This window comes from Telmatobacter sp. DSM 110680, assembly GCF_039994875.1.
Taxonomy (GTDB): Bacteria; Acidobacteriota; Terriglobia; order Terriglobales; family Acidobacteriaceae; genus Telmatobacter.
Window position 1 is genome coordinate 250,657 of the sequence record NZ_CP121196.1, and the last position, 25,481, is coordinate 276,137.

At 57.5% G+C, this 25,481-nt stretch carries 26 protein-coding genes; 11 read left to right on the plus strand and 15 right to left on the minus strand.

The features are described from left to right. Positions 1–151: 151 nt before the first annotated feature. Complete coding sequence (locus P8935_RS00940) at positions 152–1,081, plus strand: hypothetical protein (protein WP_348263136.1); 930 nt, start codon at positions 152–154, stop codon at positions 1,079–1,081. A gap of 128 nt (positions 1,082–1,209) precedes the next feature. On the opposite strand, the gene P8935_RS00945 is transcribed toward P8935_RS00940, so the two are convergent. Together P8935_RS00945 and P8935_RS00950 are read right to left on the minus strand one after the other, a co-directional pair. Beyond that, positions 1,210–1,623, minus strand: coding sequence for a hypothetical protein (locus tag P8935_RS00945; protein ID WP_348263137.1), 414 nt, complete (start codon positions 1,621–1,623; stop codon positions 1,210–1,212). 15 nt (positions 1,624–1,638) lie between these two features. Next, the gene (locus P8935_RS00950) at positions 1,639–2,181 is read right to left on the minus strand and encodes a hypothetical protein (protein ID WP_348263138.1); all 543 of its coding nucleotides are present in this window, start codon (positions 2,179–2,181) and stop codon (positions 1,639–1,641) included. A 67-nt stretch (positions 2,182–2,248) separates the two neighbouring features. Here P8935_RS00950 and P8935_RS00955 point away from each other — a divergent pair, with 67 nt between their 5' ends. The 3 genes from P8935_RS00955 (at position 2,249) to P8935_RS00965 (ending at position 5,249) form a co-directional block, all read left to right on the plus strand. Further along, positions 2,249–3,157 (plus strand): PhzF family phenazine biosynthesis protein, encoded by a 909-nt coding sequence (locus tag P8935_RS00955; protein ID WP_348263139.1) that lies wholly within the window; start codon positions 2,249–2,251, stop codon positions 3,155–3,157. Positions 3,158–3,613: 456 nt separating this feature from the next. Beyond that, positions 3,614–4,033 (plus strand): response regulator, encoded by a 420-nt coding sequence (locus P8935_RS00960; RefSeq protein ID WP_348263140.1) that lies wholly within the window; start codon positions 3,614–3,616, stop codon positions 4,031–4,033. A gap of 181 nt (positions 4,034–4,214) precedes the next feature. Next, positions 4,215–5,249 (plus strand): PIN domain-containing protein, encoded by a 1,035-nt coding sequence (locus P8935_RS00965; protein WP_348263141.1) that lies wholly within the window; start codon positions 4,215–4,217, stop codon positions 5,247–5,249. 47 nt (positions 5,250–5,296) lie between these two features. On the opposite strand, the gene P8935_RS00970 is transcribed toward P8935_RS00965, so the two are convergent. From P8935_RS00970 to P8935_RS00980, 3 genes are all read right to left on the minus strand, one after another. Continuing rightward, a complete protein-coding gene (locus tag P8935_RS00970; RefSeq protein WP_348263142.1) occupies positions 5,297–5,611 on the minus strand; it encodes an EthD family reductase in 315 nt (104 codons plus the stop codon). 33 nt (positions 5,612–5,644) lie between these two features. After that, positions 5,645–6,823, minus strand: coding sequence for a molybdopterin-synthase adenylyltransferase MoeB (gene moeB, locus P8935_RS00975; protein ID WP_348263143.1), 1,179 nt, complete (start codon positions 6,821–6,823; stop codon positions 5,645–5,647). Positions 6,824–6,966: 143 nt separating this feature from the next. Beyond that, entirely contained in the window at positions 6,967–7,479 is a 513-nt protein-coding gene (locus tag P8935_RS00980; RefSeq protein WP_348263144.1) for a M67 family metallopeptidase, read from the minus strand. A gap of 78 nt (positions 7,480–7,557) precedes the next feature. Between P8935_RS00980 and P8935_RS00985 the strand changes: the two genes are divergently transcribed. Then, a complete protein-coding gene (locus tag P8935_RS00985; protein ID WP_348263145.1) occupies positions 7,558–8,016 on the plus strand; it encodes a hypothetical protein in 459 nt (152 codons plus the stop codon). A 35-nt stretch (positions 8,017–8,051) separates the two neighbouring features. Continuing rightward, a complete protein-coding gene (locus P8935_RS00990; protein WP_348263146.1) occupies positions 8,052–8,474 on the plus strand; it encodes a PilZ domain-containing protein in 423 nt (140 codons plus the stop codon). Positions 8,475–8,505: 31 nt separating this feature from the next. Here the strand turns inward: P8935_RS00990 and P8935_RS00995 are convergent, their stop codons facing one another. From P8935_RS00995 to P8935_RS01020, 6 genes are all read right to left on the minus strand, one after another. Continuing rightward, entirely contained in the window at positions 8,506–8,979 is a 474-nt protein-coding gene (locus P8935_RS00995; RefSeq protein WP_348263147.1) for a zf-TFIIB domain-containing protein, read from the minus strand. Next, the gene (locus P8935_RS01000; protein WP_348263148.1) at positions 8,976–9,944 is read right to left on the minus strand and encodes an SPFH domain-containing protein; all 969 of its coding nucleotides are present in this window, start codon (positions 9,942–9,944) and stop codon (positions 8,976–8,978) included. The genes P8935_RS00995 and P8935_RS01000 overlap by 4 nt, the downstream gene beginning before the upstream one ends. A gap of 141 nt (positions 9,945–10,085) precedes the next feature. Next, positions 10,086–10,541 carry a DUF971 domain-containing protein gene (locus P8935_RS01005; protein ID WP_348263149.1) on the minus strand — a complete coding sequence of 152 codons (456 nt, stop codon included), beginning with the start codon at positions 10,539–10,541 and terminating at the stop codon, positions 10,086–10,088. A gap of 84 nt (positions 10,542–10,625) precedes the next feature. After that, on the minus strand, positions 10,626–11,084 hold the full coding sequence (locus P8935_RS01010; protein ID WP_348263150.1) for a TlpA disulfide reductase family protein: 459 nt from the start codon (positions 11,082–11,084) through the stop codon (positions 10,626–10,628). 181 nt (positions 11,085–11,265) lie between these two features. Continuing rightward, positions 11,266–12,738: a M20/M25/M40 family metallo-hydrolase gene (locus P8935_RS01015; protein ID WP_348263151.1), complete on the minus strand. Its 1,473-nt coding sequence runs from the start codon at positions 12,736–12,738 to the stop codon at positions 11,266–11,268. Between the two features lie 36 nt (positions 12,739–12,774). Then, a complete protein-coding gene (locus P8935_RS01020) occupies positions 12,775–13,587 on the minus strand; it encodes a sulfite exporter TauE/SafE family protein (RefSeq protein WP_348263152.1) in 813 nt (270 codons plus the stop codon). A 360-nt stretch (positions 13,588–13,947) separates the two neighbouring features. Here P8935_RS01020 and P8935_RS01025 point away from each other — a divergent pair, with 360 nt between their 5' ends. Together P8935_RS01025 and clpB are read left to right on the plus strand one after the other, a co-directional pair. Next, entirely contained in the window at positions 13,948–14,439 is a 492-nt protein-coding gene (locus P8935_RS01025; RefSeq protein ID WP_348263153.1) for an Hsp20/alpha crystallin family protein, read from the plus strand. A gap of 211 nt (positions 14,440–14,650) precedes the next feature. Next, positions 14,651–17,275, plus strand: coding sequence for an ATP-dependent chaperone ClpB (gene clpB, locus P8935_RS01030; RefSeq protein WP_348263154.1), 2,625 nt, complete (start codon positions 14,651–14,653; stop codon positions 17,273–17,275). A gap of 108 nt (positions 17,276–17,383) precedes the next feature. Here the strand turns inward: clpB and P8935_RS01035 are convergent, their stop codons facing one another. Then, positions 17,384–17,890, minus strand: coding sequence for a glutathione peroxidase (locus tag P8935_RS01035; protein WP_348265381.1), 507 nt, complete (start codon positions 17,888–17,890; stop codon positions 17,384–17,386). A gap of 445 nt (positions 17,891–18,335) precedes the next feature. On the opposite strand from P8935_RS01035, the gene P8935_RS01040 reads away from it, so the two are divergent. After that, on the plus strand, positions 18,336–19,361 hold the full coding sequence (locus P8935_RS01040) for an MBL fold metallo-hydrolase (protein ID WP_348263155.1): 1,026 nt from the start codon (positions 18,336–18,338) through the stop codon (positions 19,359–19,361). Between the two features lie 240 nt (positions 19,362–19,601). Here P8935_RS01040 and P8935_RS01045 read toward each other — a convergent pair whose 3' ends face one another. The 3 genes from P8935_RS01045 to P8935_RS01055 form a co-directional block, all read right to left on the minus strand. Then, positions 19,602–22,079: a Smr/MutS family protein gene (locus P8935_RS01045; protein ID WP_348263156.1), complete on the minus strand. Its 2,478-nt coding sequence runs from the start codon at positions 22,077–22,079 to the stop codon at positions 19,602–19,604. Positions 22,080–22,229: 150 nt separating this feature from the next. Beyond that, a complete protein-coding gene (locus tag P8935_RS01050) occupies positions 22,230–22,565 on the minus strand; it encodes an FmdB family zinc ribbon protein (RefSeq protein WP_348263157.1) in 336 nt (111 codons plus the stop codon). 101 nt (positions 22,566–22,666) lie between these two features. Continuing rightward, on the minus strand, positions 22,667–23,215 hold the full coding sequence (locus tag P8935_RS01055) for a DUF2911 domain-containing protein (protein ID WP_348263158.1): 549 nt from the start codon (positions 23,213–23,215) through the stop codon (positions 22,667–22,669). Between the two features lie 91 nt (positions 23,216–23,306). On the opposite strand from P8935_RS01055, the gene prpB reads away from it, so the two are divergent. Both prpB and prpC read left to right on the plus strand, forming a co-directional pair. Beyond that, a complete protein-coding gene (gene prpB / locus P8935_RS01060) occupies positions 23,307–24,209 on the plus strand; it encodes a methylisocitrate lyase (protein WP_348263159.1) in 903 nt (300 codons plus the stop codon). 66 nt (positions 24,210–24,275) lie between these two features. Beyond that, entirely contained in the window at positions 24,276–25,442 is a 1,167-nt protein-coding gene (gene prpC, locus P8935_RS01065; RefSeq protein ID WP_348263160.1) for a 2-methylcitrate synthase, read from the plus strand. Positions 25,443–25,481 lie beyond the last annotated feature (39 nt).

Here is a 25,481-nt window from a genome sequence, read left to right on the forward strand (position 1 = left end):
TTTTTTTGATCGAGATGGCGCTGTTTTTCCAATAAATTGTCCCAAAACCTACCTTTGGCAAGGTTCGTGCCATCCCACCGGTGAGCAAGCAGCATTTTCGCGCCGCGAAAGCAACGGCCCAACCGGATGGTGTTCCATGGAGGATCTTCTTATGAAAGCAGCCACAGTAATCGCGGTGGCGCTTGCCACGTTTTCGAGCTTTCCCTCGACTGCACAGCAGCAGCCCGCGCAGCAGCAACAACAGCAACAACCGATGCAGCAGCCGCCGGTCCAGCAGCAGGATCAGCCAATGCAGCAGCCTGATGCAACCGCGGCGGATGCTCAAGCCCAGCAAAATGCAGCGAACATGCAGGCGCGTGCCAGCGCCGACCAGTTGAAGCCGGTGAACGGAGAACTGGTCAGCAAACTGGATTCAAAATCGGCCAAGCAGGGCGATAGCGTTGTTGTGAAAACCAGTGAAGATCTGAAATTCCCGGGAGGCGCCGAAATTCCCAAGGGGTCGAAACTGGTTGGTCATGTCACCAACGTGCAAGCGCGCGGCGAGGGCAAGGAAAATTCGCAGATCGCCATTCAATTTGATCGTGCCGAAGTGAAGGGCGGACAGGATATGGCGATTGAGTCGGTGATTCAGTCGGTGTCTCCTGCTTCCGGATCTGGTATCTCGGCAGACACAGGCGTCCCGGGAAACTATGGGACCCCGTCTTCGCCTGGTACTCCGAGCGGAGCAGCGTCATCGGCACCTGGCATGAATGGAGCTAGCGGATCGAGTGGTTCCACCAGCAGCATGAATCGTCCGAGCATGGCATCCAATACAACCGCGCAGCCGGGAACGACGGACCAAAACACGAACAGCGGCGTACCGGCTCCGGGCAGTATTGTGGCGCGCAATGGCAACGTCGCGATCCGCACTACGGCAATTCCGGGCGTACTTTTGGCCAATGACATCAATGGGCTGCCCTTCACAAACGCCTCCGGCATGCTGTTGGGAGCGCGACGGGATATTCATCTGGACGGCGGAACGCAGATGGTGGTTGCGGTCGCGGCAGCACCGCAAGGCTCCGGTGGTGGTATGAGTCGTTAGTCCGAAGCAAATGTCCGAAGCAAAAATGTGGCAAGAAAATGCCGGGGACGGGGAGTAACTCTCCGTCCTCGTCGTTTTTCAGGTCAATCCGATTACCCTTGTGCCGCAACCTCGTAATCTGGCGGGAGTCATTTCCGATCGTTAACATCGGCGATGGCAGAAAATACTTGAGGTGATTCTCCGGATTCTCTCAGGCGCGCCCGAAACAGGAGTACGCAATGCCCGTAGAAGATGCCGGCCCGGATACGCGTGAAGGACTCGAGATCAGCTCCCGATTCCGTCGTCTGATTGAAGAACGCATTGAGCGTCTGGAGAAAGATGCCGACAGCGACGAAGCCCAGTTGGCGGTTCTGCGCCATGGCGATCACATTCGGCGTCATATGCTGCTGATTGCTGCGCAGCGCGCGGAAGCACAACGCATGCGCCAATTTATCGACAATTCCGGAACGCGGGTTCCCCCTCCGAGAATTACTTTCTGAAGGGCAATATTCATTCCGGGATTTTGTCCGTTCAAAACCCCAGTTAGCGTCAAAGCTATTCAAGCGTTGGACTGTATCTCAACGCGGTTCCCATGATTCGTCGAATGGGTGGTCCTGCATGACATTTCCCAGATCGACCGTCACAGTGGAATCCTCATCGTCGTTTTCAGATGAGTTGATGGTTAGAACCATGCACAGAATCAAGATCAGGTCCGCATCATGGTCGAGGCGCACGTCATACTGATTCCCCTTGGCAAAGACCACACGATTTTTTGAAAATGCGGCAATCTGCCGATCGTCTTTGAAGATCGAATAGTTCAGACCGCGATGTTCATAAAGCTTGTATGTCTCCCCATTGCCAACGCAAGCATAGACTCTCGTCCATAGTTTTTCGCAACCGAAGCTATATTCGCGGCCATCGCTCAAATGGAAATCGTGTTTATGCCTTAGAGGCGAAATCTCACCTTCGATCTTGGCTACAGGGTTACCGCCAGCGGTCTTGAGCTCGATATTGTCGGTAAATGAGAAGAACTGCTTCCGTGCATAGTACTCGCCCGCAGGCGTAGAGATGTCGTATTCGGAAGTGAACGAGATGCTGCGCTCGCTGATGCTTACGTCCAAACACCCTCCCAGCTCAGTTGGGGAAAACTGCGCGGTTCAATCGAGGTGACTGCGGCATAATTATGGCATGCCAGAGCCGCAAGGCGGGGATGCGAGACCGCTGGATTATCAAATCGTTGATGTCTTCACAGAGATTGCTCTGTTGGGCAACGGACTCGCAGTGGTCTTTGACACTGAAGGTCTAGCCACTGAGCGCATGCAAGCGATTGCGCGCGAATTCAACTTGTCGGAGACAACGTTCATTCAGCGGCGGGATGTTGAGACCGAAAAGCGAGAGGGTGTGCGGGTCCGCATCTTCACGGCCCAGGAAGAATTGCCGTTTGCCGGTCACCCCACGCTGGGTACCGCTAGTGTTCTAAAGCTCTCTGCTCCTGAGACATTTATTAGCGACACCATTACGCTCGCACTCAACGTTGGGCCTGTGCCGGTTCGCTTCAAGCCCGGCACTCTGTTTGGAGAGATGACGCAGCGCGATCCTGAATTCGGCGACGAACTCGATCCCGTAAGGGTCGCCGGTCTTGCCGGACTCAGCGTAGATGACCTTTACGCTGCTGTCCCACCCCAGGTTGTATCCACTGGCACAGCGTTTGCCATCGTCGCGTTGCGTTCACACGAGGCGCTCAGCCGGCTGCGCGTGGAGCAAGAAGGCGCCACGCAATACCTTCGGGAGCACGGAGGACGGTGGTTTTACGTTCTCGGTCCTACCGGAGCAAGCGATCCGGCATGGAGAGCGCGGATGCAGTTCTACGGCGGCGAGGATCCGGCGACGGGCTCAGCGGCTGGTTGCGCCATCAGCTACCTCGTTCACCATGGCATCGTGGAACCGGGCAAGCAGATTCATGTTCAGCAAGGTGTAGAGATCGGCCGCACGAGCAATCTTTTTCTGAGTGCGGCTCGTGTTTCCGGCGAGGTGGGCAATGTGCGCGTTGCCGGCAGCACTGTTCGCGTTGCAAAGGGGCAGCTTTTCCTGCCGTAATGCACACGCTTTCAACAGATATTAATCAATGCAAGTTACTTTCTATGTTCATTGTGACGCTTTTTCCTTTGTTACAAGATGGTTTACATGAATAGTTTCGCTTCCTGTTCTCTCTTTTCAGTTCGTCCCGCTATCCGTACTCTTGCCCAAGCATTGAACGCAATCTAGCCGGGAGTTATCCGGCTTTCATTACGGCTTCATACACAATCTGACCGTAGCGAGGGATTCCATCTCTCATGGATTGATTGCTCCCGAAGCCGCTTAGAAGCGTTGCACTGTCCGATGGACGCGCGCGCGCTCAAGCGGATTTGTGTGCGCAGTTCTGAGAAAGACCCGAACGCGGCCGACGGCCCCGGATCTTGACGAGCCTGCCCGACCAACAACCGGGCATCGCTGCAGTGCGTTTCAAAACCGGCCCGCAAAAAAATTCAAACGAACAGGAGCAGGACCCTTAACATGCGGCCTAAAAAAGTAATTCTCTGCGTAGACGATAACGAACAGGACCTATCCGTCCTCAAGTTCATGCTGGTAACGAACGGTTACCGTGTACTGTCGGCCACCAACGGCCAGGATGCAATCGCACTGTTTAGTGAAAACCAAATTGATCTCGTTCTGTCGGATCATGCAATGCCGCAGATGGGCGGCGACCAGCTGGTACTGAAGCTGAAGCAGATGGCCTCGCATGTTCCTATGGTGATTCTCGGCGATCCGCAAAAGATGAACGGCCAGATCCATGGAGCCGACGCTCTGCTGGCCAAAAAGACCTGCTCCCCGCAGGAGTTGCTGGAGCGCGTGAAGATCATGAGCGCCCGAAAGCGTGGACCGCGTAAAGGAGTTTCGCGCCTGCCGAGCGCGGAATTGGCTGTAGCCTCCTGACATCGACTCGATCACGACGGCAAGCCGTGGCGATACTGCGCTCGGAAAGTAATGAGATGGTGATCTCCGAGGCTTCTCCGTTCCCCGGCTGCCCCCTTGACGATTCAAAGTACTGATGGGCATACTCGCCAACGGTATCCTGACTGGTGTATCTTCTTCCCCACCAGCGGAAGCAGGCATTATGGATCTCATTCTTGTACGTTTTCTTTTTGTTGCCTTGCTGTCGGGTGTTTGTTATTTCCTTCATCCCTTCGGCGTAACGGGTTGGGCAGGAGCGGCTGGTGGCGCGCTTGCTGCATGTTCCGTCATCGTGTTTGAACTGCGCGTTCGCGCGCTTAGTTTGCGCCGACTTATCGGCGCGGTTGCGGGCAGCGTACTGGGAATTTTTGGCGCTGCATTGTTCTGCCTGGTATTGCGCTCAGCCCCGCTCACTCCATCTACCTCGGCGGTTGTACAAATTTTTGTTCTACTGCTGATGACCTACGTCGGATTGCTGGTTGGCGCGAGCAAAGGCGATCTGCTGAATCCCGCCGCGCTGGGCACGCTGTTTGCCGGGGACCGTCCGAGCCGGAGAAGCGCAAAGGTGCTGGACACCAGCGTAATCATCGATGGGCGTATCGCGGATATCGCTGAAGCCGGCTTTATCGATGGGATGATGGTGGTGCCTGAATTCGTTCTGCGGGAATTGCAGATTGTTGCCGACTCTACCGATGGGTCAAAACGGCAGCGCGGACGCCGCGGCCTCGACATGCTGCAGCGCATGCAGTCCAACACCAACATCCATGTGCAGATCGTTCCGGACGACTTCCCTTCCATTCGAGAAGTTGACTTGAAGCTGCTGGAACTCGCCAAGAAGTGGGAAGCCAAGGTTGTAACGAATGACTTCAACCTGAACAAGGTTGCCCATCTTCATCACGTCGAGGTTCTCAACATCAACGATCTTGCCAACGCGCTGAAGCCGGTGGTTCTGCCGGGCGAAAAGATGAACGTGCTGATTCTGAAAGAAGGCAAGGAATATAACCAGGGAGTCGGCTATCTGGACGACGGCACCATGGTGGTGGTGGATCACGCACGCAAGATGATTGGCCGGGCCATCGAAATTTCGGTGACCAGCGTTCTACAGACCGCCAGCGGCAAGATGATCTTCGGCAAGATGGATGAAAACGGAAAGCCGATCGAACCGAGCAAGGCGGGACCGCTCGAGCTGGCGCGGTAGAGTCATCGGCCTTCTGCGAACGCGAATCGAGCTGCCTGCGAGGGCCGCTAGATTTCCTTGAGTTCGCTGATTTGAAAGATCGGCGCGATATCGGTGTACTTCGGGATGTCCCTCTGAAGCTGATCGGCAACGGGCATGAAGGCCGCGGTGAATGCCTCGACCGATTCGCAGGTGAAACCAGCAATCGCCGCGAATGGCGCTGGATCGCCGAGCACTGCGCTTCCGATTCCTATTTCAACGGAAACGTCCTTCAGGGCTGAGCCCAGCAGCCGGACTGACATGGGCATGTGAACGCTGGTGTAATAGTCCACATCAAACCTGCTGCCCGGCGTGTTGGGATAAAGCACACTTACTTTGATCATCGCTCGATCTTATCCGGGCTCACCATGAGGCCGTTAGTATTTCTGCACTTTGGGATCGACTTCGTCGCTCCACGCCAAAATGCCGCCCGCAAGGTTCACGACTTGCTGATAGCCTGATTGCTTTAGAAATTCGGCGATCTTCTGTGACCGCGCACCAGATCGGCATTGCACCACGATCTCGCGATCGCGAGGGATCTCGGCGAGACGCTGCGGAACGTCGTTCTGCGGAATCAACTTTCCGCCAATCTGAGCGATCTGGTATTCGTAAGGTTCACGCACATCCAGGATGAACACATCTTCGCCGGCATCGATGCGTTGCTTGAGATCCTTCACGCTCAACTGCGGGACACCATTCTTCACAGCCTTCTCCTCTTTTGATTCGGGCACGATACCGCAGAAGTGCTCATAGTCGATCAGTTCCTTGACGGTGGGGTTCTCTCCGCATACCGGGCACTCAGGATTCTTGCGCAGCTTCAATTCGCGAAAACGCATGCTGAGCGCGTCTACGAGGAGGAGGCGGCCGATGAGGGGATTCCCTTTGCCGAGGATGAGCTTGATAACTTCGGTGGCCTGAATCACGCCTACGAGTCCCGGCAGAATACCGAGCACTCCACCTTCCGCGCAGCTCGGCACCAGTCCGGGCGGCGGCGGCTCGGGATAGAGGCAGCGGTAGCACGGGCCATCCTTGGTGGCGAACACGCTGGCCTGACCTTCAAACCGGAAGATTGAACCGTAGGCATTGGGCTTGTCGAGTAGCACGCAGGCATCGTTGACCAAGTAGCGAGTCGGGAAATTGTCCGTGCCGTCGGCGACGATGTCGTAGTCTTTCAGAATTTCAAGCGCATTGGCGCTGGAGAGCATCGTCTCGTGTTTCACGATGTTGAGCGCAGGATTGAGGGCGATGAGTTTTTCTGCCGCCGAGTCGAGTTTCTTGCGCCCGATGTCTTTGGTGGAGTGGATGATCTGCCGTTGAAGATTGCTGGCGTCGACCACATCGAAGTCGACCAGCCCTAGTGTTCCGATGCCAGCCGCAGCCAGATACAAAGCCAGCGGAGAACCCAGACCACCGGTACCCACGCAGAGAACGCGTGCAGCTTTCAGCTTGCGCTGGCCCTCCATGCCCACCTCGGGCAGGATCAGATGGCGCGAGTAGCGCGAGAGGTCGTCGGTGGTGAGTTCAGGGAGAGATACCGGTTCAGTCGCAGTTGCCATCGTGAATCACTTCGCAGTCGTAAGAGGATTTGGTTGGAGACAATCTGAATTCGAATGGGCTGGAGTCAGCGGCGGAAACGGGGCAGCGCTCATTCGGGTACAGATACAGGTTAACAAAAATACAAACGGCTCCGTGGGGTAGGTCAGCCGAGGAGTTCTATTCTTTGTGGAATGAACTGCTTGTCCTCTTCACTGATACCGGACAGAAGGAAGGAATTCGTTACTACCGCATGCCCATCGGCAACTTCCGTGATCAGGTAGGAACAGCCGAGCCAGTGAGCTTCAGCCAAATCTGTCTGCGACCACATTGCCGGATGGTCGGGATGCGAGTGATAGAAACCGGCAATTTCCAGGTTCAGGCTGCGAGCCTCTCGCAGAATCTTCACGAGTTCCAAAGGCTCGATGGCATATCGATCCTGCGGTGAGTCGGTGCGGACATTATTTGCGCGGACTGCACGTACAACGGCCCATCCTTCAACTTCTGAACTGCCAATCAGCACTCCACAGCATTCGTGCGGATAGGTCTCTTCGCCGTGAGAGCGAAGTTCGCGATACACCGACTTGTTCATGCTCAACATGCTTATGTTGACAACGGGATGCGGAGCCAATCGCCGACGAGTTTCGCCAAGAGCAAGTTCGTCATTCGGGGACGTCAATTGCGGGGACTGCTCCAAGTGTGCGAGATTTGAAGAGGAACTGCTGCCTTAGATATCTTCGCAAATAGAGACCCAATTATGTCCAGAAAGACTGTCCGACCAAGCTTCGACCAGATCCTTGAAATCCTTCGCACACACGGATTCGCGGTTTCGCCTTTAGCTGGAGTCTCGAACAGCCAGTTGGTAAGCAAGCATGGAGCGGCGGCCGTCGTAGTACCTGCGCGAGCCGGCGAAAGCTCGCCAGCGGCATTCGTGGAACACCCCGGCATTCTGGTGCGTGGTGAGGTGGCTCGTCTTCTGGATCGCGGCTATCAGAAGTTTATTAAGACTTCCCAATATGAACTGCCGGCGACGGCAGCCCAATTGCATGCCATTCACGCATTCAGTGAAGAGTTGACGCAGTTGACGGGCGGCATCAGCCTGTACAACGAATCACTGGGCACAACGAGTGATGTGTATCAGTACGACCGTTTGCGCGGGCGGGAAGATGAACCATCGGCACCGAAGCGGCCGTGGGAGCTATCTGAAGGCCACTGAAGCTTGTCGCGCAGACACTCGAGGAGTGTTGCTGCGTGACCGATCGTCATCCGGAAAGTGATAGCAACCTGAACCCATTCCTGCCGGGAGAGACTGCTTCTGCGCAAAGATTGCCAGCTGCTCGCATTTCGCGACGTATGCAACAAAGGCTGGGAGTCGATACCAGCGTTGTCCTTCGCCTCATCGATCTGGCAGCGGACATACACGGCCGAATCATCGACATCAGCCTCGGCGGGTGCCACATTCTGACGGAGAAACGATTTCCCGTTGGCATCTTTCGTCGCGTGGAGATTGAATTTCACATGGAAGGGTTGCCATTCCGCCTTGGAGGCGTGACGCAGGCGGTCTATGACCCATTCAACGTTGGCTTACGTTTTCTTGATTTGAGCGAACGGAAGCGGGAACAGCTTCAGCAGCTCGTTGATGAGATCAAGGCAACGGAACCAGAGCCGGACTAAGAGAGGGCATTTCGAATCGTCACTGATCCGTCTAGTCAGGCGCGCGCACAATGCGCATCAGCTCACCGTGGTCGAGCCAGTTCAGACAGCACGTATCGCAGCCATCGATGACCACGCTGCCACCTCCCAGGTAGAAATGCGCGTCCATCGGGCGATGACATTGCGGGCAGTTGATCGTTCGCCGCAGTTCGTCGGGAGAAGCTCTTTTGGGGGTTGCCACCGCATCGCCCTGTTTTGACCTCAACTGCTCGATCAAGTCGAGGAATGTTCCCATGGGGATGAGCATGCCCCGGCACTTTCGGCATGACTGCAGACGAACGCCGGTAAGGGTGGCGTTCCAGAGCGGCTCACTGCAAATGGGACAAGAGAGCGGCGATGGCTCTTCAGTGAGGCGAACACCTTCATCGTCGGGGTCTGCGATGTGGATGTTCTTGCAGTACTCGCACTGCATGTAATCGCTGCCCGCTGCCAGATGCATCGGGGCGCCGCAGGAAGGACAGTTCATTGCGCTCTTCCGCACCCCGGGCAGTATTTCGCGCCCTCGGGTATGGCCTTTCCGCATTCCATGCAATAGCGGACTGTGCCGGCGGAGGGGGAAGCGGAAGCAGTTGCGATCGGTTTGATCGGGTTCATCATGGCCTGGGCCATCGCCGCACCTGCGCCGATTCCTACTCCCATACCGGCCGTGCCACCTGTGTTGGCTGCGGCCAGTTCCAGAGCCTGGGCCGCCTCAAATTGCGTATACCGTCCGATGTCGCCAGCCATACCCACCCCGATCCGTTGATCGATGATTTCCTGCAGGTCGTCGGGCATGGAAATGCTTTCGACGACGAATTGTGTCAGTTCGAGACCAAGCGCGGCGAAGGTCGGCTTCATCTCTTCGGCGATTTTGGCGCCGAGGGTAGCCTGCTTGGCGGCCATGTCAAGATAGGCGACGTCGCTGTTGGCAAAGATGTCTGTCATGCGGGCAACGATGGTGTTGTGCAACTGACCGTCAAGCTGAGAGGCGTAGAAGGTGTCGCGCGTGCCGCTTATCTGCGTGAAGAAAGTGCGAGGATCAGAGATGCGGTAGGAGTAGATGCCATAACCGCGCAGGCGCACGGCACCAAATTCCTTGTCGCGAATGGTGATCGGCGTGGCCGTTCCCCACTTCTGATTGATCTGAAGGCGGGTGGAGAAGAAATAAACATCCGACTTGAACGGCGACTCGAATTCCTTATCCCAGTTCATCAGGTCAGTAAGCACAGGGAGGTTACGCGTCGTCAGGGTATGCAAGCCGGGTCCGAAGACATCGGCTACTTTGCCTTCGTTGACGAAGAGCGCCAACTGAGACTCGCGAACGGTAAGCTGGCCTCCGTTCTGAATCTCCATGTCTTCCATGGGATAGCGGTAGGCGAGCATTCCATCTTCGGGTTCGTTCCACTGAATGACGTCGATGAACTGCTTGGCAAGGAATTGCTTGAGAGTCACGGGTGCCTCCCCAGGGGGTTCTGGAAAGCAACTCTAACATGCAAGTTATCAAGAATTCGAGAAAAAGATGCGAATCCACGGAACCGGGAGTAACTTATAACTTCCTGCAATATCTGTAGATTGCGCTATCGCAAGCTGTGATTAATTGGGTGTGCCGGTGGTCTCGGCTGCTTCGAATTTGCACTCCTGGCACTGGCAGTGCCGACGCAAATAATCCCACGAATAGATGCCGCCTGAATGGCCGTCTGCCCAGTTGAACTGGATGGCATAGCGGCCCACGCCGTGAGCGCTGGACGGCTTTGCGGGGGCCGTATACATGGGCAGCAGCGCTGTCGGCTTCGGCTTGGGCTGGCCCGCCTTTCGGCCCTGGGCCTTGCGTTCGTCAATGCAAGTGGCGCAGGGACAGGCATCGCGAAGCCACGCGAAGTTCCATTTGCTCTTGTGGCCGTCCTGCCAGTCGATCTCGAGGCCGGTGCCCTCGGTGATCTTCACGCGGACTTTGTCAGGTGTGACGGCAATGCGCGAGAGGGGTTTCTCGGCATCCTCGTGCCGGGCTTGGTCTTCCTTGCTGACGAAGCGGATTCCTTCGTGACTCATGGATCTATTTTAGTAGCTTCCAGTCTGCAGCGGTTGCGTTGAACTCCGTTTACCAGAGCGCCAGGCGTAGAGAACAAGACCCAGCTACTTTTCAGAGAGAGCTCTCTCAACTGCGCGACCGATGGCGGCAGTGGAGTCATACGCGTATCCGAAACCCTGGTAGGAGATTATTCCGTGCCGGCCGACGACATAAGTGCGGGGGATACCACCAGAGGCCAAGGGCGCATATGCGGCTCTTGTGGGATCCCATGCGAGCGGGAAGGTGAGGTCCGTGTGGGTGCTGCGGAAGTGCAGAACAGTGTCCCTATCTTGCTCACGGGCGATGGCGACGAAGGCGAAGTCGGGATTGGATCTGTACTTCTGCCATATCTGTTTTTCCAGCTCTGGCATCTCGATTTGACAAGGTCCGCACCATGTGGCCCAGAAGGTAACGACAACTACCTTGCCGGTTTGGGCAGTAAGCGAGAATGCGCCGCCTGGAGACTCATCGACGTTGATGGCAGGCATCTTGTCACCAACCTTAGTGTGAGCATCAGTGTCCACATCACCCGACCTGCAGGCGGACAATGTGAGAAGCGCCAGCACGGCCAAGCAATTCCAAAACGACTCGATTCGGATGGATGGCATCTTGCCGATGAGTTTACTAGTAAGCGCAGCGAGACGCAGATCCTACCAATATCCGTGAGCTTCAGCCCCTGCGCACAACTGAGCTACGGTCCACTGTTCATTGCATCTGCAGCAGCGCGGCCATTGTTTCTATACCGTTCCAGAGATTCTGGAGGCGAAGGTTCTCGTTGGCGGCGTGCTGATTGTCATCGTAGTTGGCGATGGGAACCGTAATCGTGCGAGTGTGAGCAGCCCGTTCCATGGCTCCAAGCGGAACACTGCCGCCCATTGTGGGCAGGAGAACTACATCGCCGCGTGCACTGGCCACGGCTTCGATTACTTCCTTTGCGATGGGAAGATCCATCGGCGTGCGCACTGCGTTGTAGCTGGCCGGGTCACTGATGATCTTTGCTACGCGCGGATGGGAGGTCACTTCCTGCTTCGATGGATCGTGATCGACGACAAAATAGCCACGAGACTGAACATAGTCAATGACGCGCTGTTGCTGCGCTTTCCACTCGATGCCGACAACGAGGCGGAGATCGATATCACCGACGGCGGTCGACGGTATGACGTTGGCAGCGTGAGGGCCTGTCTGTGCTGACGAGAGGCCATTGATATTGAGAGAGGGCTGATTGATGAGCTCGAGAAGATGGGCGCCGTTGCCATCGGCGTGTCCCAGCCAGAAGGCGTCCATCAGCATGGGATCGTTGACGGGGGCGCGCGCGAGGGCTGATTTCTCCGCCGCTGAAAGCGGAGCGATGCCGTCGTAGAAATGCGGAATGAGGACGCGGCCGTTTTCGTCTTTCATGCCGGCTAGAAGCTGGGCTAGCATCATCGCGGGATTCGGAGCCCAGTTGCCGTAATGACCGCTGTGCAGGCCATGGTGCGGGCCGTAGAGAGTGATCTCGAGATGCGCGTCGCCACGTGCGCCGAAGACGACGGTCTGCTTTCCGCTCTGATCGACAGGGCCGTCACACACCAGCCAGATATCTCCGTGCACCAGTTCGTGATTGGCTTGGAGGATTTGTTCGAGATGAGGCGAGCCAGCCTCCTCTTCTCCCTCCCAGACGAAGCGAATGTTGGCGTGCAGCGAAATGCCTGAAGCTTTCAGCGCGTCCAGCGCTGTGAGTTGCGCGAAGATAGCCGCTTTGTCATCGCCGGCCGATCGCGCAAAGATGCGTTGCTCCCCGTCGATAGTGTTAACCGTTGGCTGGAAGGGCGGGATGGTCCACTCGGAGGGCGTGACGGGCTGTCCATCGTAGTGCGCATAGAAGACGACGGTGTGCTGGGCGCCGGGCGTCATGAGCTGGCCGAAGACGACCGGTGGCGCACCGGCGAGTGTCAACAACTTCGCATCGACCCCACGACTATGGAGGGCTTCAAGGAGGAAGTCGGCGTTTCGCTGCAGATTGGCGGGATCTGCGGCGACGTTGGGGATGGCGAGGAAGTCGCTGAATTGGTGAAGCAGTTCGGGCTGATGTGCGGCTGTGTATTGATGGGCGGCCTGGAATGGAGCGGTTTGTGCCGGGAGAGTGGCGCAGAGACAGGACCAAACGAGGGGCAGGACGAGAGCTCGCCTTTTCAGCATGGGACCAATCTACACGCCAAAGTTCGGATGCCGCTATCAGCCTCGCCAGAAGAAGTAGGCGGCCATGCCGAGGCCGATGAAAACTACGGTGCCGCGCAAGACTGGTTGAGGAATTTTGCGCGCGAGACTCGCAGAGGTGTATCCGCCGATGGCGCAGGTAATCATGGCAACGAGGCAGTAGCGCCACACCACCTGGCCATTGAAGACGAAGATGACGAATGCGATGCCGTTGGCCATGGTGGTGCAAACGACTTTGAGCGCGTTGATCTCGTTCAAATCCTGATATCCGAAGAGTGAGAGCAGGGTGATGATCAGGAAGCCGGCGCCTGCTCCGAAGTAGCCGATGTAGAAGCAAACTGCGACCGTGCCCACAAAGACGGCGATCATATGGGGCCGATGTACCTCGCCCACCTGAGGCGACGCGTTGGCGCGGAACTTGCGATGTTCGAGCCAGCGCGAAACGGGCCCGCTTAGCGCGAAGATGACCGCAGCTACCAGCAATAACCAGGGAACCAGGTGCAGAAACGTCATTTGAGGCGTGTTGAGAAGAAGGATCGCTCCGCCGGTTCCTCCGATGAGTCCGGCAACCGCCATCGGAATTGCCACCCTGAGATTTTTGCGAACATCTTCGCGGTAGGCAGCCACCGAGGTAAGCTGGCCCGGCCACAGGGCGACGGTGTTGGTGGCGTTGGCCTGGACGGGCAGCATCTTCATGCTGAGCATGGCTGGAAAGAGCAGAAACGACCCGCCTCCGGCAACGGCGTTCAGCAGGCCGGCCAGAAAAGCCGCGACCGTGAGCCAGAGCCAATGCCAATCCATGTAGGCGGGGAGGCCAGAGAGGGCGATCATCTGCTTTTGATTCTATGCGGAAGGGCATAGCTGACCGTGTCGAGCGCTTTTCCGTGAAAGAAATTGAGCGGTTGGCGATGTCTGGAGTGAGTCAGGCGATTTCACCGCCGAGGCCGTATGCGAGGGCACTGGCCTAACAAAACTTGAGGAAAACTCTCTAAAGCGAGACGTTCGATCGGGCCAACATCGACTTAAGTTTTGATATTTCTATCAGTTAGACTGACTCTAACAATATTAGTGTATTACACTCATATTTTATGCATCTATTGTGCTATAGTATCCATCAGATTGAATGAAAGTCCTGAGAGGTGCGGCCTCTCGGACTGGAAAATCTCTAAATCAGTTGGAGGAAACACAATCATGGCGATTACACGTTGGGACCCCTTTCGCGATGTCTTAGCACTCCAGAACCGGGTGAATTCCCTGTTCCGCGAGATGAATGAGGGCGACAACCCGTTAACAACTGCCAGCTTTGTTCCGGCTGTCGACATCTATGAAGACTCCAAAAAGGTCGTTCTGAAAATCGAAGTGCCGGGCATGGAAGAGAAGGACTTGGACATCCGCGTGGAAAACAACACGCTGACCGTAAAAGGCGAGCGCAAGTTCGAGAAGGACGAAAAGGAAGAGAACTTCCACCGGATCGAGCGGCGCTATGGAAGCTTTTATCGCGCCTTCACGCTGCCTTCTACGGTTGATCCGGAGAACGTAGGTGCCAGCTACAACGCAGGTATCTTGAAACTGGAATTGAATAAGAAGCCGGAAGCGCAGCCGAAGCAGATCAAGGTCAATTTCGGCGGCCAGAACAAGATCGAAGACAAGAAGGAAGAGCGCGAACTGGTAGGCGCACGGTAAGGACGAGCCGCTAGCTTTTAGCCATTAGCTATCGTTGCAAGTGCTGGCAGCGGCGATGGTTGGGCGCCGGGGTGGATTATCCGCTGCCCCGGCGCTTGTTTTTGCTCGTAAAAGGATTGAAAGACATCAAAAAAATTCGTTATTGAGCCGCACTTTTGATTTCTGAGGAGCAAGCTAGAAGCTGAAAACTAGTGGCTGGGAGCTGACCATTATGGCAATACGCTGGGAAAAATTGACTGTGAAGTCGCAGGAAGCGATGCAGCAGGCGCAGGGACGCGCGGCAGAGCTCGGCAATCCCGAGATCCAGCCAGTGCATTTGCTGCTTGCGCTCATTGAGGACCGCGAGGGCGTGATACCGGCGGTGCTTGAGAAGATCGGCGTTCCTACTGAGCGGCTCGAGAGCAGTCTGCATCAGATTGAGGAAAAACTGCCTCGAGTGCAGGGGAATTCCGCGCAGCCTGGTCCTAGCAATGCGCTCACCAAGGCGCTGGAGCAGGCATTTCGCGAAGCTGCGAACTTCAAGGATGAATACATTTCGACGGAACACCTGCTGCTGGGTGTGGCGCACCAGAAGGGCGATGCGGCACGCGACGCGCTGCTTGCCGTGGGCGCTACACATGAAGCGATCCTGCAGGCGCTGACCGCCGTGCGCGGCTCGCAGCGCGTGACGGATCAGAATCCGGAAGGCAAATTTCAAGCGCTGGAGAAGTACGCGAAGGACCTTACGGAGCTGGCACGGCGCGGGAAGCTTGACCCGGTGATTGGACGCGATGAAGAGATTCGGCGCGTGATCCAGGTGTTGAGTCGCCGGACGAAGAACAACCCTGTGCTGATTGGCGAGCCCGGCGTCGGCAAGACGGCGATCGTGGAGGGACTGGCGCGGCGCATCGTTTCCGGTGACGTGCCGGAGAGCCTGCGTGACAAGCGGGTGATCTCGCTCGACCTCGGGTCGATGCTGGCGGGCGCGAAGTATCGCGGCGAATTTGAAGATCGGCTTAAGGCAGTCTTGAAGGAAATCGAAGAGTCGAACGGGCAGATTGTGTTGTTCATCGACGAACTGCATACGCTGGTTGGTGCGGGTGCAGCCGAGGGCGCGATCGACGCGAGCAACATGTTGAAGCCGCCTCTTGCGCGCGGCGAACTGCGGGCAATCGGTGCAACCACGCTGAATGAGTACCGCAAGTACATCGAAAAGGATGCGGCGCTGGAGCGGCGTTTCCAGATCGTATATGTGGGCGAGCCGAACGTCGAGGACACGATTGCGATTTTGCGCGGTTTGAAGGATCGCTACGAGGCGCACCATAACGTGCGCATCAAGGACTCGGCGATTGTGGCCGCAGCCACACTGTCGCATCGCTATATTAGCGACCGTTTCCTGCCAGACAAGGCTATCGACCTTGTGGATGAGGCGGCAGCTTCGCTGGCAATTCAAATTGGTTCGGTGCCGACGGAGATCGATCAACTGGAACGGCAGGCGACATCGCTTGAAATCGAAAAAGCCGCGTTGAAGCGGGAGAAAGACTCGAACAGCCGAGGCCGATTTGAAGAGGTTGAACGCGAACTGGCAACACTCAAGGAGCAGACGACTGCCCTGCGCGCGCGCTGGACAATGGAGCGCGATGCAATCAGCCGGATCAGCGAATTGAAAAAGAAGATCGAAGCGCTGCGCTTCGAGGCCGAGGAGCAAACACGTAAAGGTCAGCTTGATCGTGCTGCGCAGATTCAATATGGTGAACTGCCCAAGTTGGAAGCAGAGCTGAAGCAGTTGAATGCGCTGCAGGACGGCACCTCAAATGTGACACGGATGCTGAAAGAAGAGGTCGACGAGGAGGATATTGCCAAGATCGTCAGCAAGTGGACTGGCATTCCTGTTACGAAGATGCTTGAGGGCGAGGTCAGCAAGCTCGTCCAAATGGAAGAGCGGTTGCGGGAGCGTGTGGTCGGACAGGATGCAGCGTTGAGCATCGTGGCGAATGCGATTCGGCGTTCGCGGGCGGGACTCAGCGATCCGAAGCGGCCAATTGGTTCGTTTATCTTCCTGGGTCCTACTGGCGTCGGAAAGACGGAGACGGCGCGTGCACTTGCTGAGTTTCTGTTTGATGACGAACAGTCGATGGTCCGCATCGATATGAGCGAGTACATGGAGAAGCACGCGGTGGCGCGGTTGATTGGCGCGCCTCCGGGATACGTTGGTTATGACGAAGGCGGCCAGTTGACTGAGGCTGTACGGCGCAGACCGTATGCGGTGATTCTGTTCGACGAGATTGAGAAGGCGCATCCCGACGTGTTCAACGTACTGCTGCAGATCATGGACGATGGGCGGTTGACGGATGCGAAGGGACGCACGGTGGACTTCAAGAACACGGTGCTGATCATGACTTCGAACCTGGGTGCGGCGTTTCTGGCGACAGAATCGCTGAAGACGGAGCATGACTTCGACATGGCGCGCGAGAGCGTGATGCGCGTATTGCGCGAGCACTTCAGGCCGGAGTTTTTGAATCGTGTCGATGATATGGTGATCTTCCGTCCGCTGGGTCACTCTCAGCTCGAGGCGATTCTCGAACTGCGGTTGGCCGAGGTTGGGAAACTGCTCGAAGACCGGCAGATTTCGCTTGAACTGACACCGTCGGCTCGGGAACTGATCCTGGCTTCCGGTTCAGATGTAGCATACGGTGCACGGCCGCTGAAACGGGCTTTGCAACGGATGGTGCAGGATCCGCTGGCGATCAAGATCCTGAACGGCGAGATTCTGCATGGCTCGCACGTGCGCATTGACGTGGATCGCAAGTTAGATAAGCTAAGCTTTGAGCCGATGGGCCGCGAAGCGATGGCTTGAAGCACCGGCGGTGCGGCGAACTCCGCTTGCGCGGTTTAGAGCGAGCCACAAAACTATAAGGCCTCTGAGAGCGATCTCAGAGGCCTTTTCATTTTTCGGTTGGCGGTTTTATTTGCCGAGAGCTGACTCGATGGCGGAGTGAACTTCTGGCGAGTCGGGAGTGACGGCTGGTTCGAACCGGGCCACGGGATTTCCGTTGCGGTCGAAGAGGAACTTGGTGAAATTCCACTTGATGTCGCCGCCAAACTTCGGATCGGTGGACTTGTCGGTGAGGAATTGGTAAAGAGGGGTCTTGTCATCGCCGAGTACAGAGACCTTGGACATCATAGGGAAAGTCACGTTGTACTTGCGCGAGCAGAAGGTTTTGATCTCCTCGTTGGTTCCCGGCTCCTGCTGGGCGAAGTTGTTCGCGGGCACGCCGATGATGACGAAACCGCGATCCTTGTACTTCTCGTAGAGCGCCTCAAGGCCTGCATATTGTGGTGTGAAACCGCACTTGCTGGCGACATTGACCAGCAGAACCACCTTGCCGCTATAGCTCTTGAGGCTGACGGGCTGGTTGTCGATTGACTTGATAGTGAAATCGTAGATGCTGCCGGGATTGGCTGCGAACAATGCGGTCGTGGATAGAAACAACAGCAGAGACAGAATTGGTTTGCGCACGGGAAGCTCCTTGAAGCGTTGGCTGCACTTGATGATAACGGGCTGGGATGGGGTAAATGTCAACCGAATGTCAAGGCGCGTATGCCTTTCCCCGACCGGAATGGAAGTTGCGAATCATCGACAGCGAGTCGCGAGGTGGTTACCAAAGGACAGGCGAAGGAAAAGAGTAGTAACACCGGGGGGGAGGGGGGCAGTCGTGGAATCCAGCCAAAGGGTGATTGGCTGCAGAGCATTCGTTGCAGGCATCGATCGTTCCCCTTCGATTACATTGTGCGCCTCTGCGCGGTAATTGCCTGCAAACAGAATTGGGAATGGAATCATCGGCTTGAGACACGGCAGAGTTGACAACATTTGGGGTCGTGGATGGTTGGTTGAGCATCTACTGGATGGGTGATTGATGAGAGCTTCGGTGCCATTCTGGGTAAGAAAGTTGGGACAACTTTGGCGGCTGGTGCGCGAGAGCCATACGCAGCCGCTTGCGGGGACACAGGCGAAGCCGGCCGCGGTGGGGCCAGATGATTCGGCGATTACCTTTATCGGGCACTCATCCTTTTTGATCCAGACAGCGGGTCGTGGAATTTTGCTGGATCCGGTGTTTGCCACGCGCCTGATTGTCTTGCGGCGGCAGCGCCGTGCGGGCGTGCGGATTGCGGATCTGCCCACGATTGACGCGGTGCTGCTGACGCATGCGCATATGGATCATCTGAACCGGCCATCGCTGCGGGCGGTTACGCGGGAGATGCGGCGGCGCGGATTGGCAGCCCCGGTGGCGATTGTGCCGCGCGGCGTTGAAGACCTGGTGCAGGATCTTGGATTTGGGCGGGTGGAAACGTTGGAGTGGTGGCAATCGACCGAACTGACGGCAATGCCGCGAACCTCTGCCCAGAAGTCTGAGCCGATTCCAATCGAGCAGAGTAAAAACCGAGCCGTTTCTGAGACGATTCGCATCACCGCGACGCCTGCGCGACACTGGGGCGCGCGGATGTTCAAAGACACGCACCGGGGATTCGGGGGATACGTGATTGAGTCGGCGAAGGGGCCGACGATTTATCACTCGGGGGATACGGCTTATTTTGGCGGGTTCGCGGAGATCGGTAGGCGGTTGCGGCCAGAGATTGCACTGCTGCCGATTGGCGCGTATTTTCCGGATAGTTATCGCGCGGTGCATACGAGCCCTGAGGAGGCGCTGCGTGCTTTTCTGGACTTGCAGGCGGACGTGATGATTCCTATGCATTACGGGACGTTTCGTTTGGGACGTGAGCCTATGGAAGAGCCCTTGCCGCGGTTGTTGCAAGCGGCGCGTAATGCGGGCTTGGGCGATTGCGTTGTGGCATTAGGAGAGGGTGAGAGTTGGACGGGCGGCGATGCCGGACAGCGGGAGCAGCGGGCGTTGGCGGTGCGCGGTCAGGATTTCCGAGGTTAAAGCCCTTTCTTAAACGACCGAGTATCCATGGGCCAGAAGGCCGCTGCTACCTCCGGTATTCTCCTTTAAGAGTTTTCAATGAGCCGTGATCAATACGCAACTGTTCGGTTGCGCGCTGAAAAGGCAACCGCAGATCCTTCGACTCCCTTCGGTCGCTCAGGATGACAAGCCAAAAGGAGAAAAGTCTTGATGTTCAAGACGACACTCCAAATAGACGCCAGCGAAAAGCTTGGTTGAAAACTATTGACGCAACTCGACCAAGGTCGCGCCCTGGCCGCCTTCGTTCTGAGGGGCTTCGGCGATGGTGGCTACGTGGGGGTGCGACTTGAGGAAGTCGCGAACGCCGCGGCGGAGGATGCCGGCGCCATGGCCGTGGATGATGCGGACGCGAGGCAGGCCGGCGAGGAAGGCGCGGTCTAGATATTTTTCCAACTCTTCGGTGGCTTCGTCGACGGTGCGGCCGATGAGGTTGATCTCCATACGCATGTCGTCGGTGTTGGCGCTGGTGATGGAGACGTGGACACCCTTTTGCTTGCGAGCGGCGGCTAGCGGGTCGGCCTTCTTCTCTTGCCCGGAATCGACTCCAGAGGGTAAGGGTGCGGAGCACTCGTCGCGCTTTACGCGCATCTTGATGGGGCCGAGAGCGACTTCGAAGAGGTCCTTTTCAATTTCGCGCTGGACGACGGCGATCTTGTTCATGGACTTGATGCGGACCTGATCGCCGGGCGCGATGTGGCGCAAGACGTGGGGCTGCGCGTTGGCGTCACCGGTGTCTGCGCCGGTGCGGTGGGCCACTACGGTCTGGTTGAAACTTTCCTGGAATTCGCGACGGAGACGGGTGATGCGGCGCTCGGCTTCCTTGGAAAGCTTTTGCTGGGCGGCGCGGTCTTCAATGGCACGAACATTCTCGCGCATCTGGAATTCAAATTCTTTCATCAATGAGGCGAGTTTGGTTTCGAGTTCGCGGGTGCGATTGCGTAGCTCTACGTCGCCTTCGCGGGCGAGCTTGGCGCGTTCCTGGTTGAGGGCGTACTGCTGCTCACGGGCGGCTTTTTTTTCGGCTTCAAGCGCGGTGAGATCGTTGTGCAGCTTATCGAGGAAGCGGGCGATATCGACTTGCTGCGAGCCAAGGCGTTCGCGGGCGGCGATGACGATGGTGCGGTTGAGGCCGAGGCGCTCGGCGGTCTGAATGCCGGCTGAAGCACCAGGGACACCGAGGCGAAGCTGGTAGTTGGGAATGAGAGTAGCTTCATCGACGCCAGCTGCGGCATTCAGAACGCCCGGTGTGTTGGCGGCGTAGACCTTGAGCGAAGTGTGATGGGTGGAGATGAGGGTCCATGCATGGCATTCGAGAAAATGCGCTGCGACTGCGACGGCAAGCGCAGAGCCTTCTTCAGGATCGGTTGCGGACCCGAGTTCGTCGAGAAGGACGAGAGAGTTTGCATCCGCAAGGCGCGAGAGGCGATTGAGATTGACGATGTGCGCGGAGAAGGTGGAGAGCTCGGCTTCGATGGATTGGGCGTCGCCGATGTCGGCTAGAAAAGCGGTGAAGATGGGGAAGCTGGCGGCGGCGGCGGGAATGGGTAATCCGGCCTGGGCCATCATGGCGAGCAGCGCCGTGGTTTTGAGGGTGACGGTTTTGCCACCGGTGTTGGGTCCGCTGATGATCAGCTGACGGGCTTCGGCGGTGAGTTCGAGAGTGAGAGGGACAATGCGGCCGTTGGTTGTGCGGAGATGCCGCTCGAGAAGCGGGTGGCGGGCGCTATTGAGGGAGAGCAGGTCAGGCGTGATGACGGGAGCGATGCAATCGTAGTCGCGAGCGAAACGGGCACGTGCCAGCAGCGTGTCGACCAGGGCAAGGACGCGGGCGCCTTCTACGAGAGCAGTCGCGTAGCCTCCTACCTGACGGGTGAGAGCAACGAAGATGCGGTGGATTTCTTCCTGCTCCTCTTCGATGAGACGGACTAGCTCGTTGTTCTGCTCGATGGTTTCGAGCGGCTCGACGTAAACGGTTTGTCCCGATGAGCTGGCGCCGTGGACTACACCGGAGACGCGGCGCTTGAGTTCGCTGCGGACGGGGATGACGAAGCGGTCTCCGCGAATGGTGATGAGGTCTTCCTGCGTGGAACCTTCGACGGAGAGTTTGCGGAGGGCCGCGCGGAGAGATTCTTCGATAGCGCGTTGTTGGCGCTCCTGGTCGCGGCGGATGCGGTGGAGCTCAGGCGATGCGTCGTCGGCGAGGGTGCCGTCGGGCTGAATTTTGCGCTCGATTGACTCGGCAAGCGGCTTCAAAGACGAGCCAGCAAGCGCGGCGGAGAGATCGGAGAGGCGCGGCAGTTTTCCGGCGACCCTGGCGGGGGGCTCACGCAGCAGAGCTTGCCAGGCAGCTACGTCGTTGGCGAGGCGTGCGATGGATTGAAATTCTGCGGCCTCAAGCGCGGCGCCTGGAATTTGAGCCTTGGCGGCGAGTTGAGTGGGATCGAAGAGGCCGCCTAGAGGGATGGAGACTTGTTCGTTCAGCAGCAGGCGAAGCTCGCCTGTGAGTTGATGCTGGCGGGTGATCCATGGCTCGTCGGTGGAAGGGCGGAGAGCGAGGATTGCTTCGCGACCAACCGGGGACGCGGCGTAGCCGGAGAGAAAGGCGAGGAGGGGCGTCCACTCGAGGGCCGTAGTGTCGGCGTTTTCTACGGGAGACGGGATGGCGTCGAGGAGGGGCATGGACTCATTCAGTTTAGCGGGAGGGGTGGGGTCAAAATTCCGGAAAAGCAGATGCTTCGCGCCGCTTATCCCACGAACTTTCGGTCGCGGAGCCCCAGGCGTGCGGCGCTCAGGATGACACAGTTTATTGGGGAGGCTCGCAGCTCTTGCCTAGCTGTCGGTGGAGGACTTGGGCGTCGAGGCGGAGGTGGATGGCGCGGTTGGGGGAGTGGATGGTGCTGCTGGCTTGTCGCTCGATTTTGGCGCTTCTTTGGATTCGGAGGGCTTGGACTCGCTGGTAGAGTCCGACGACGAGTCGGAGCTTTTCGAGGCGTAGTCGTTGATGTACCATCCTGCGCCTTTGAAGTTGAGGCGGGGGGCGGTGAGCGGGCGGATGAGCGTGGCGTTGTCGCACTTGGGGCAGATGGTCTCCGGCTCGGCGGAGAAGTTCTGAATTTTTTCGAATTTGTTGCCGCAGGTTGTGCAGCGATAGGCGTAAAGAGGCAAGGCGGTTTGGCTCTCCGGTAGTGATCAATCTCTCTACCTCTATTGTAGCGGCAGGGCGGTGGAAGCCGGAACCGCGCCCTGCCGTGTTGATTGCGCGCTGGCTACTTGTGCACGGTGACGGGGACGGACGCGGAGTGGTCTTCCCACGCGAGCGTGATGGTTCCCTTGCCACCGCCGTTGTCGGTGATGGTGTACAAGAGGTTCTCAACCATCGCAGGGGGCTTGCTCATGGTCATCTTGGTTTTGCCGAGATCCTGCGAGCCGTCATAGGCAAGGCCCCACTCGCCGAGTTTCTTGTTGACGATGAGGGTCCAGTTGTCAGGATCGGAGATGTCCACGAAAAGGGTGTAATCGCCCTTGGGGACGGAGAGATCGCCGATCATGAGGTCGCCGTCGGTGTGGAGGGTGGTAGCGGAGTTGGCTCCGGCGCGCCACACGGGATAGTGGGGGTTGTGGCTGATGAGGCCGTCCTTTGTGAAGATTTTGCCTTCGCGGCCTTTCACGCCCGGCGCGGAGTAGACGATGCTGATTTCGTGGCCGCCGATGCTGGCCGTGGCCTTTGCCGGCGGGCTCTTGGGCGGGCCGCCCTGTTGGGCGAGAAGACCGGTAGTGGCTAGAAGAAATGCGGCACAGACGACGAGAGGTTTCATGTGTAATTCTCCTATGCAACGACCTGAAAATAACGGGTCGCGCAACGGGAACGATTGTCGCACCAAGGGGTGCGGGTGGGGAAGGCATTGCATGCAGCAGACCTTTGGAGAAGGATCGGCGGGAAAAAGATTTCGCGCGGCGGTGGCGGAGGAAAAGCCGCTGCAGGTGGCGGGTGCAATCAATGCCTACACGGCGCGGATGGCGGAGGCTACGGGTTTTCGCGCGCTTTATCTTTCGGGCGGCGGAGTGGCGGCGAATTCGCTGGGGATGCCGGACCTGGGGATCAGCACGATGGAAGATGTGCTGACGGATGTGCGTCGGATTACAGAGGTGACTACGGTGCCGTTGCTGGTGGATATCGATACCGGATGGGGCTCGGCGTTCAACATTGCGCGGACGATCCGGTCGATGATCAAGGCGGGGGCAGGCGCTGTTCACATGGAGGATCAGGTCGGCGCTAAGCGCTGCGGACATCGCCCGGGCAAGGAACTGGTGCCGCCGGAGGAGATGGTGGACCGTGTTAAGGCGGCGGTCGATGCGCGTACAGATGAAGGCTTTGTGATCATGGCGCGGACCGACGCGCTGGCTGGCGAGGGCCTGAAGGCAGCGATCGAGCGTGCGCAGGCGTATGTTGCAGCGGGAGCGGACATGATTTTCGCTGAGGCGGTAACGGAGTTGCCGCAGTACATGGAGTTTCGCAAGGCCGTGGGCGTACCGATTCTCGCGAATATTACGGAGTTTGGACAGACGCCGCTTTGGACGCGCGAAGAACTTGCCGGCGCGGGCGTAGACATTATTCTTTACTGCTGTGCGGCTTACCGGGCTATGAACGCTGCCGCGCTCAGCGTGTATGAGGCGATTCGTACCGAGGGCACTCAGAAACATGTGATTCCGATGATGCAATCACGTTCCGATCTTTATAAGTTCCTCGACTACCATTCGTATGAAGAAAAACTGAACGATCTATTTGCAAAGAGCAAAGAGGGCAAGTAGACACCTTCGCAGGTGATCCTTTAGCTTGATGCTCTGCGGGTAGCTTGATGCTCTGCGGGGGTCGCAATGAGTGATGAAGTTAACGCTGCTGCACCAGCGGCGTTCAAGCCTAAAAAATCAGTCGCGTTGTCGGGAACGCCAGCGGGTTCGACTGCGCTTTGCACGGTAGGGCACACCGGCAATGATCTGCATTATCGCGGATACGACATCAAGGACCTGGCATCGCGTTGCGAGTTTGAAGAAGTGGCCTATCTGCTGGTGCACGGTAAGCTGCCGAACCTGGCAGAGCTTGCTGCGTATAAGGCGAGCCTAAGGCCGCTACGGAGCCTTCCTGCGGCTGTGAAGCAGGCGCTGGAGTTGCTGCCGCCGTCGACTCATCCGATGGATGTGCTGCGGACCGGGGTTTCGGTGCTGGGGTGCGTGCTGCCTGAGGGCGAGAGTCACAAGGAGAGCGGTGCGCGGCGGATTGCCGACACGCTTGTGGCGTGCATGGGATCGATGCTTCTCTATTGGCACCACTATGCCCGCAACGGGCGAAGGATCGAGGTCGAACGCTTCGAGGATTCCATTGCCGCGCATTTTCTGCATCTGCTGCACGGCACTGCGCCGAGCGAAGAGTGGATTAGAGCTATGCAGACATCGATGATTCTGTATGCGGAGCACGAGTTCAACGCTTCGACCTTTACAGCACGCGTAATTGCCGGCACGGGTTCGGACGTTTATTCGTGCGTTACAGGTGCGATCGGAGCATTGAAAGGCCCGAAGCATGGAGGCGCGAATGAGGTTGCGCTGGAGATTCAGAAGCGCTATCAAAGGCCAGACGAGGCCGAAACGGACATGCGGTGGCGCGTGGGCGAACGTGAGGTGATCATTGGTTTCGGGCACCCCGTATACACCATTAGCGATCCGCGCAGCGAAATTATCAAGGAAGTAGCGCGCGGACTTGCAAAGTCCGGTAAAGATATGAGGCTGTTCAATGTGGCCGAACGCATTGAAACGACGATGCTGGATGTAAAGCGCATGTTTCCCAATCTCGACTGGTACAGCGCGGTGGCGTATGACCTGATGGGCATTCCAGTCGACTTGTTCACGGCACTTTTCGTGATGGCACGCACGGCGGGCTGGTGCGCGCATGTGATCGAACAAAGGCAGGATGGGAAGATCATTCGACCATCCGCGGTGTACACGGGACCGGAAAATTTGGAATTTGTGCCGATTGAGAAGCGGACGTAGCGCCTTCCCTCCCATTCGGCGCAAAGAGCGCGCCCTATG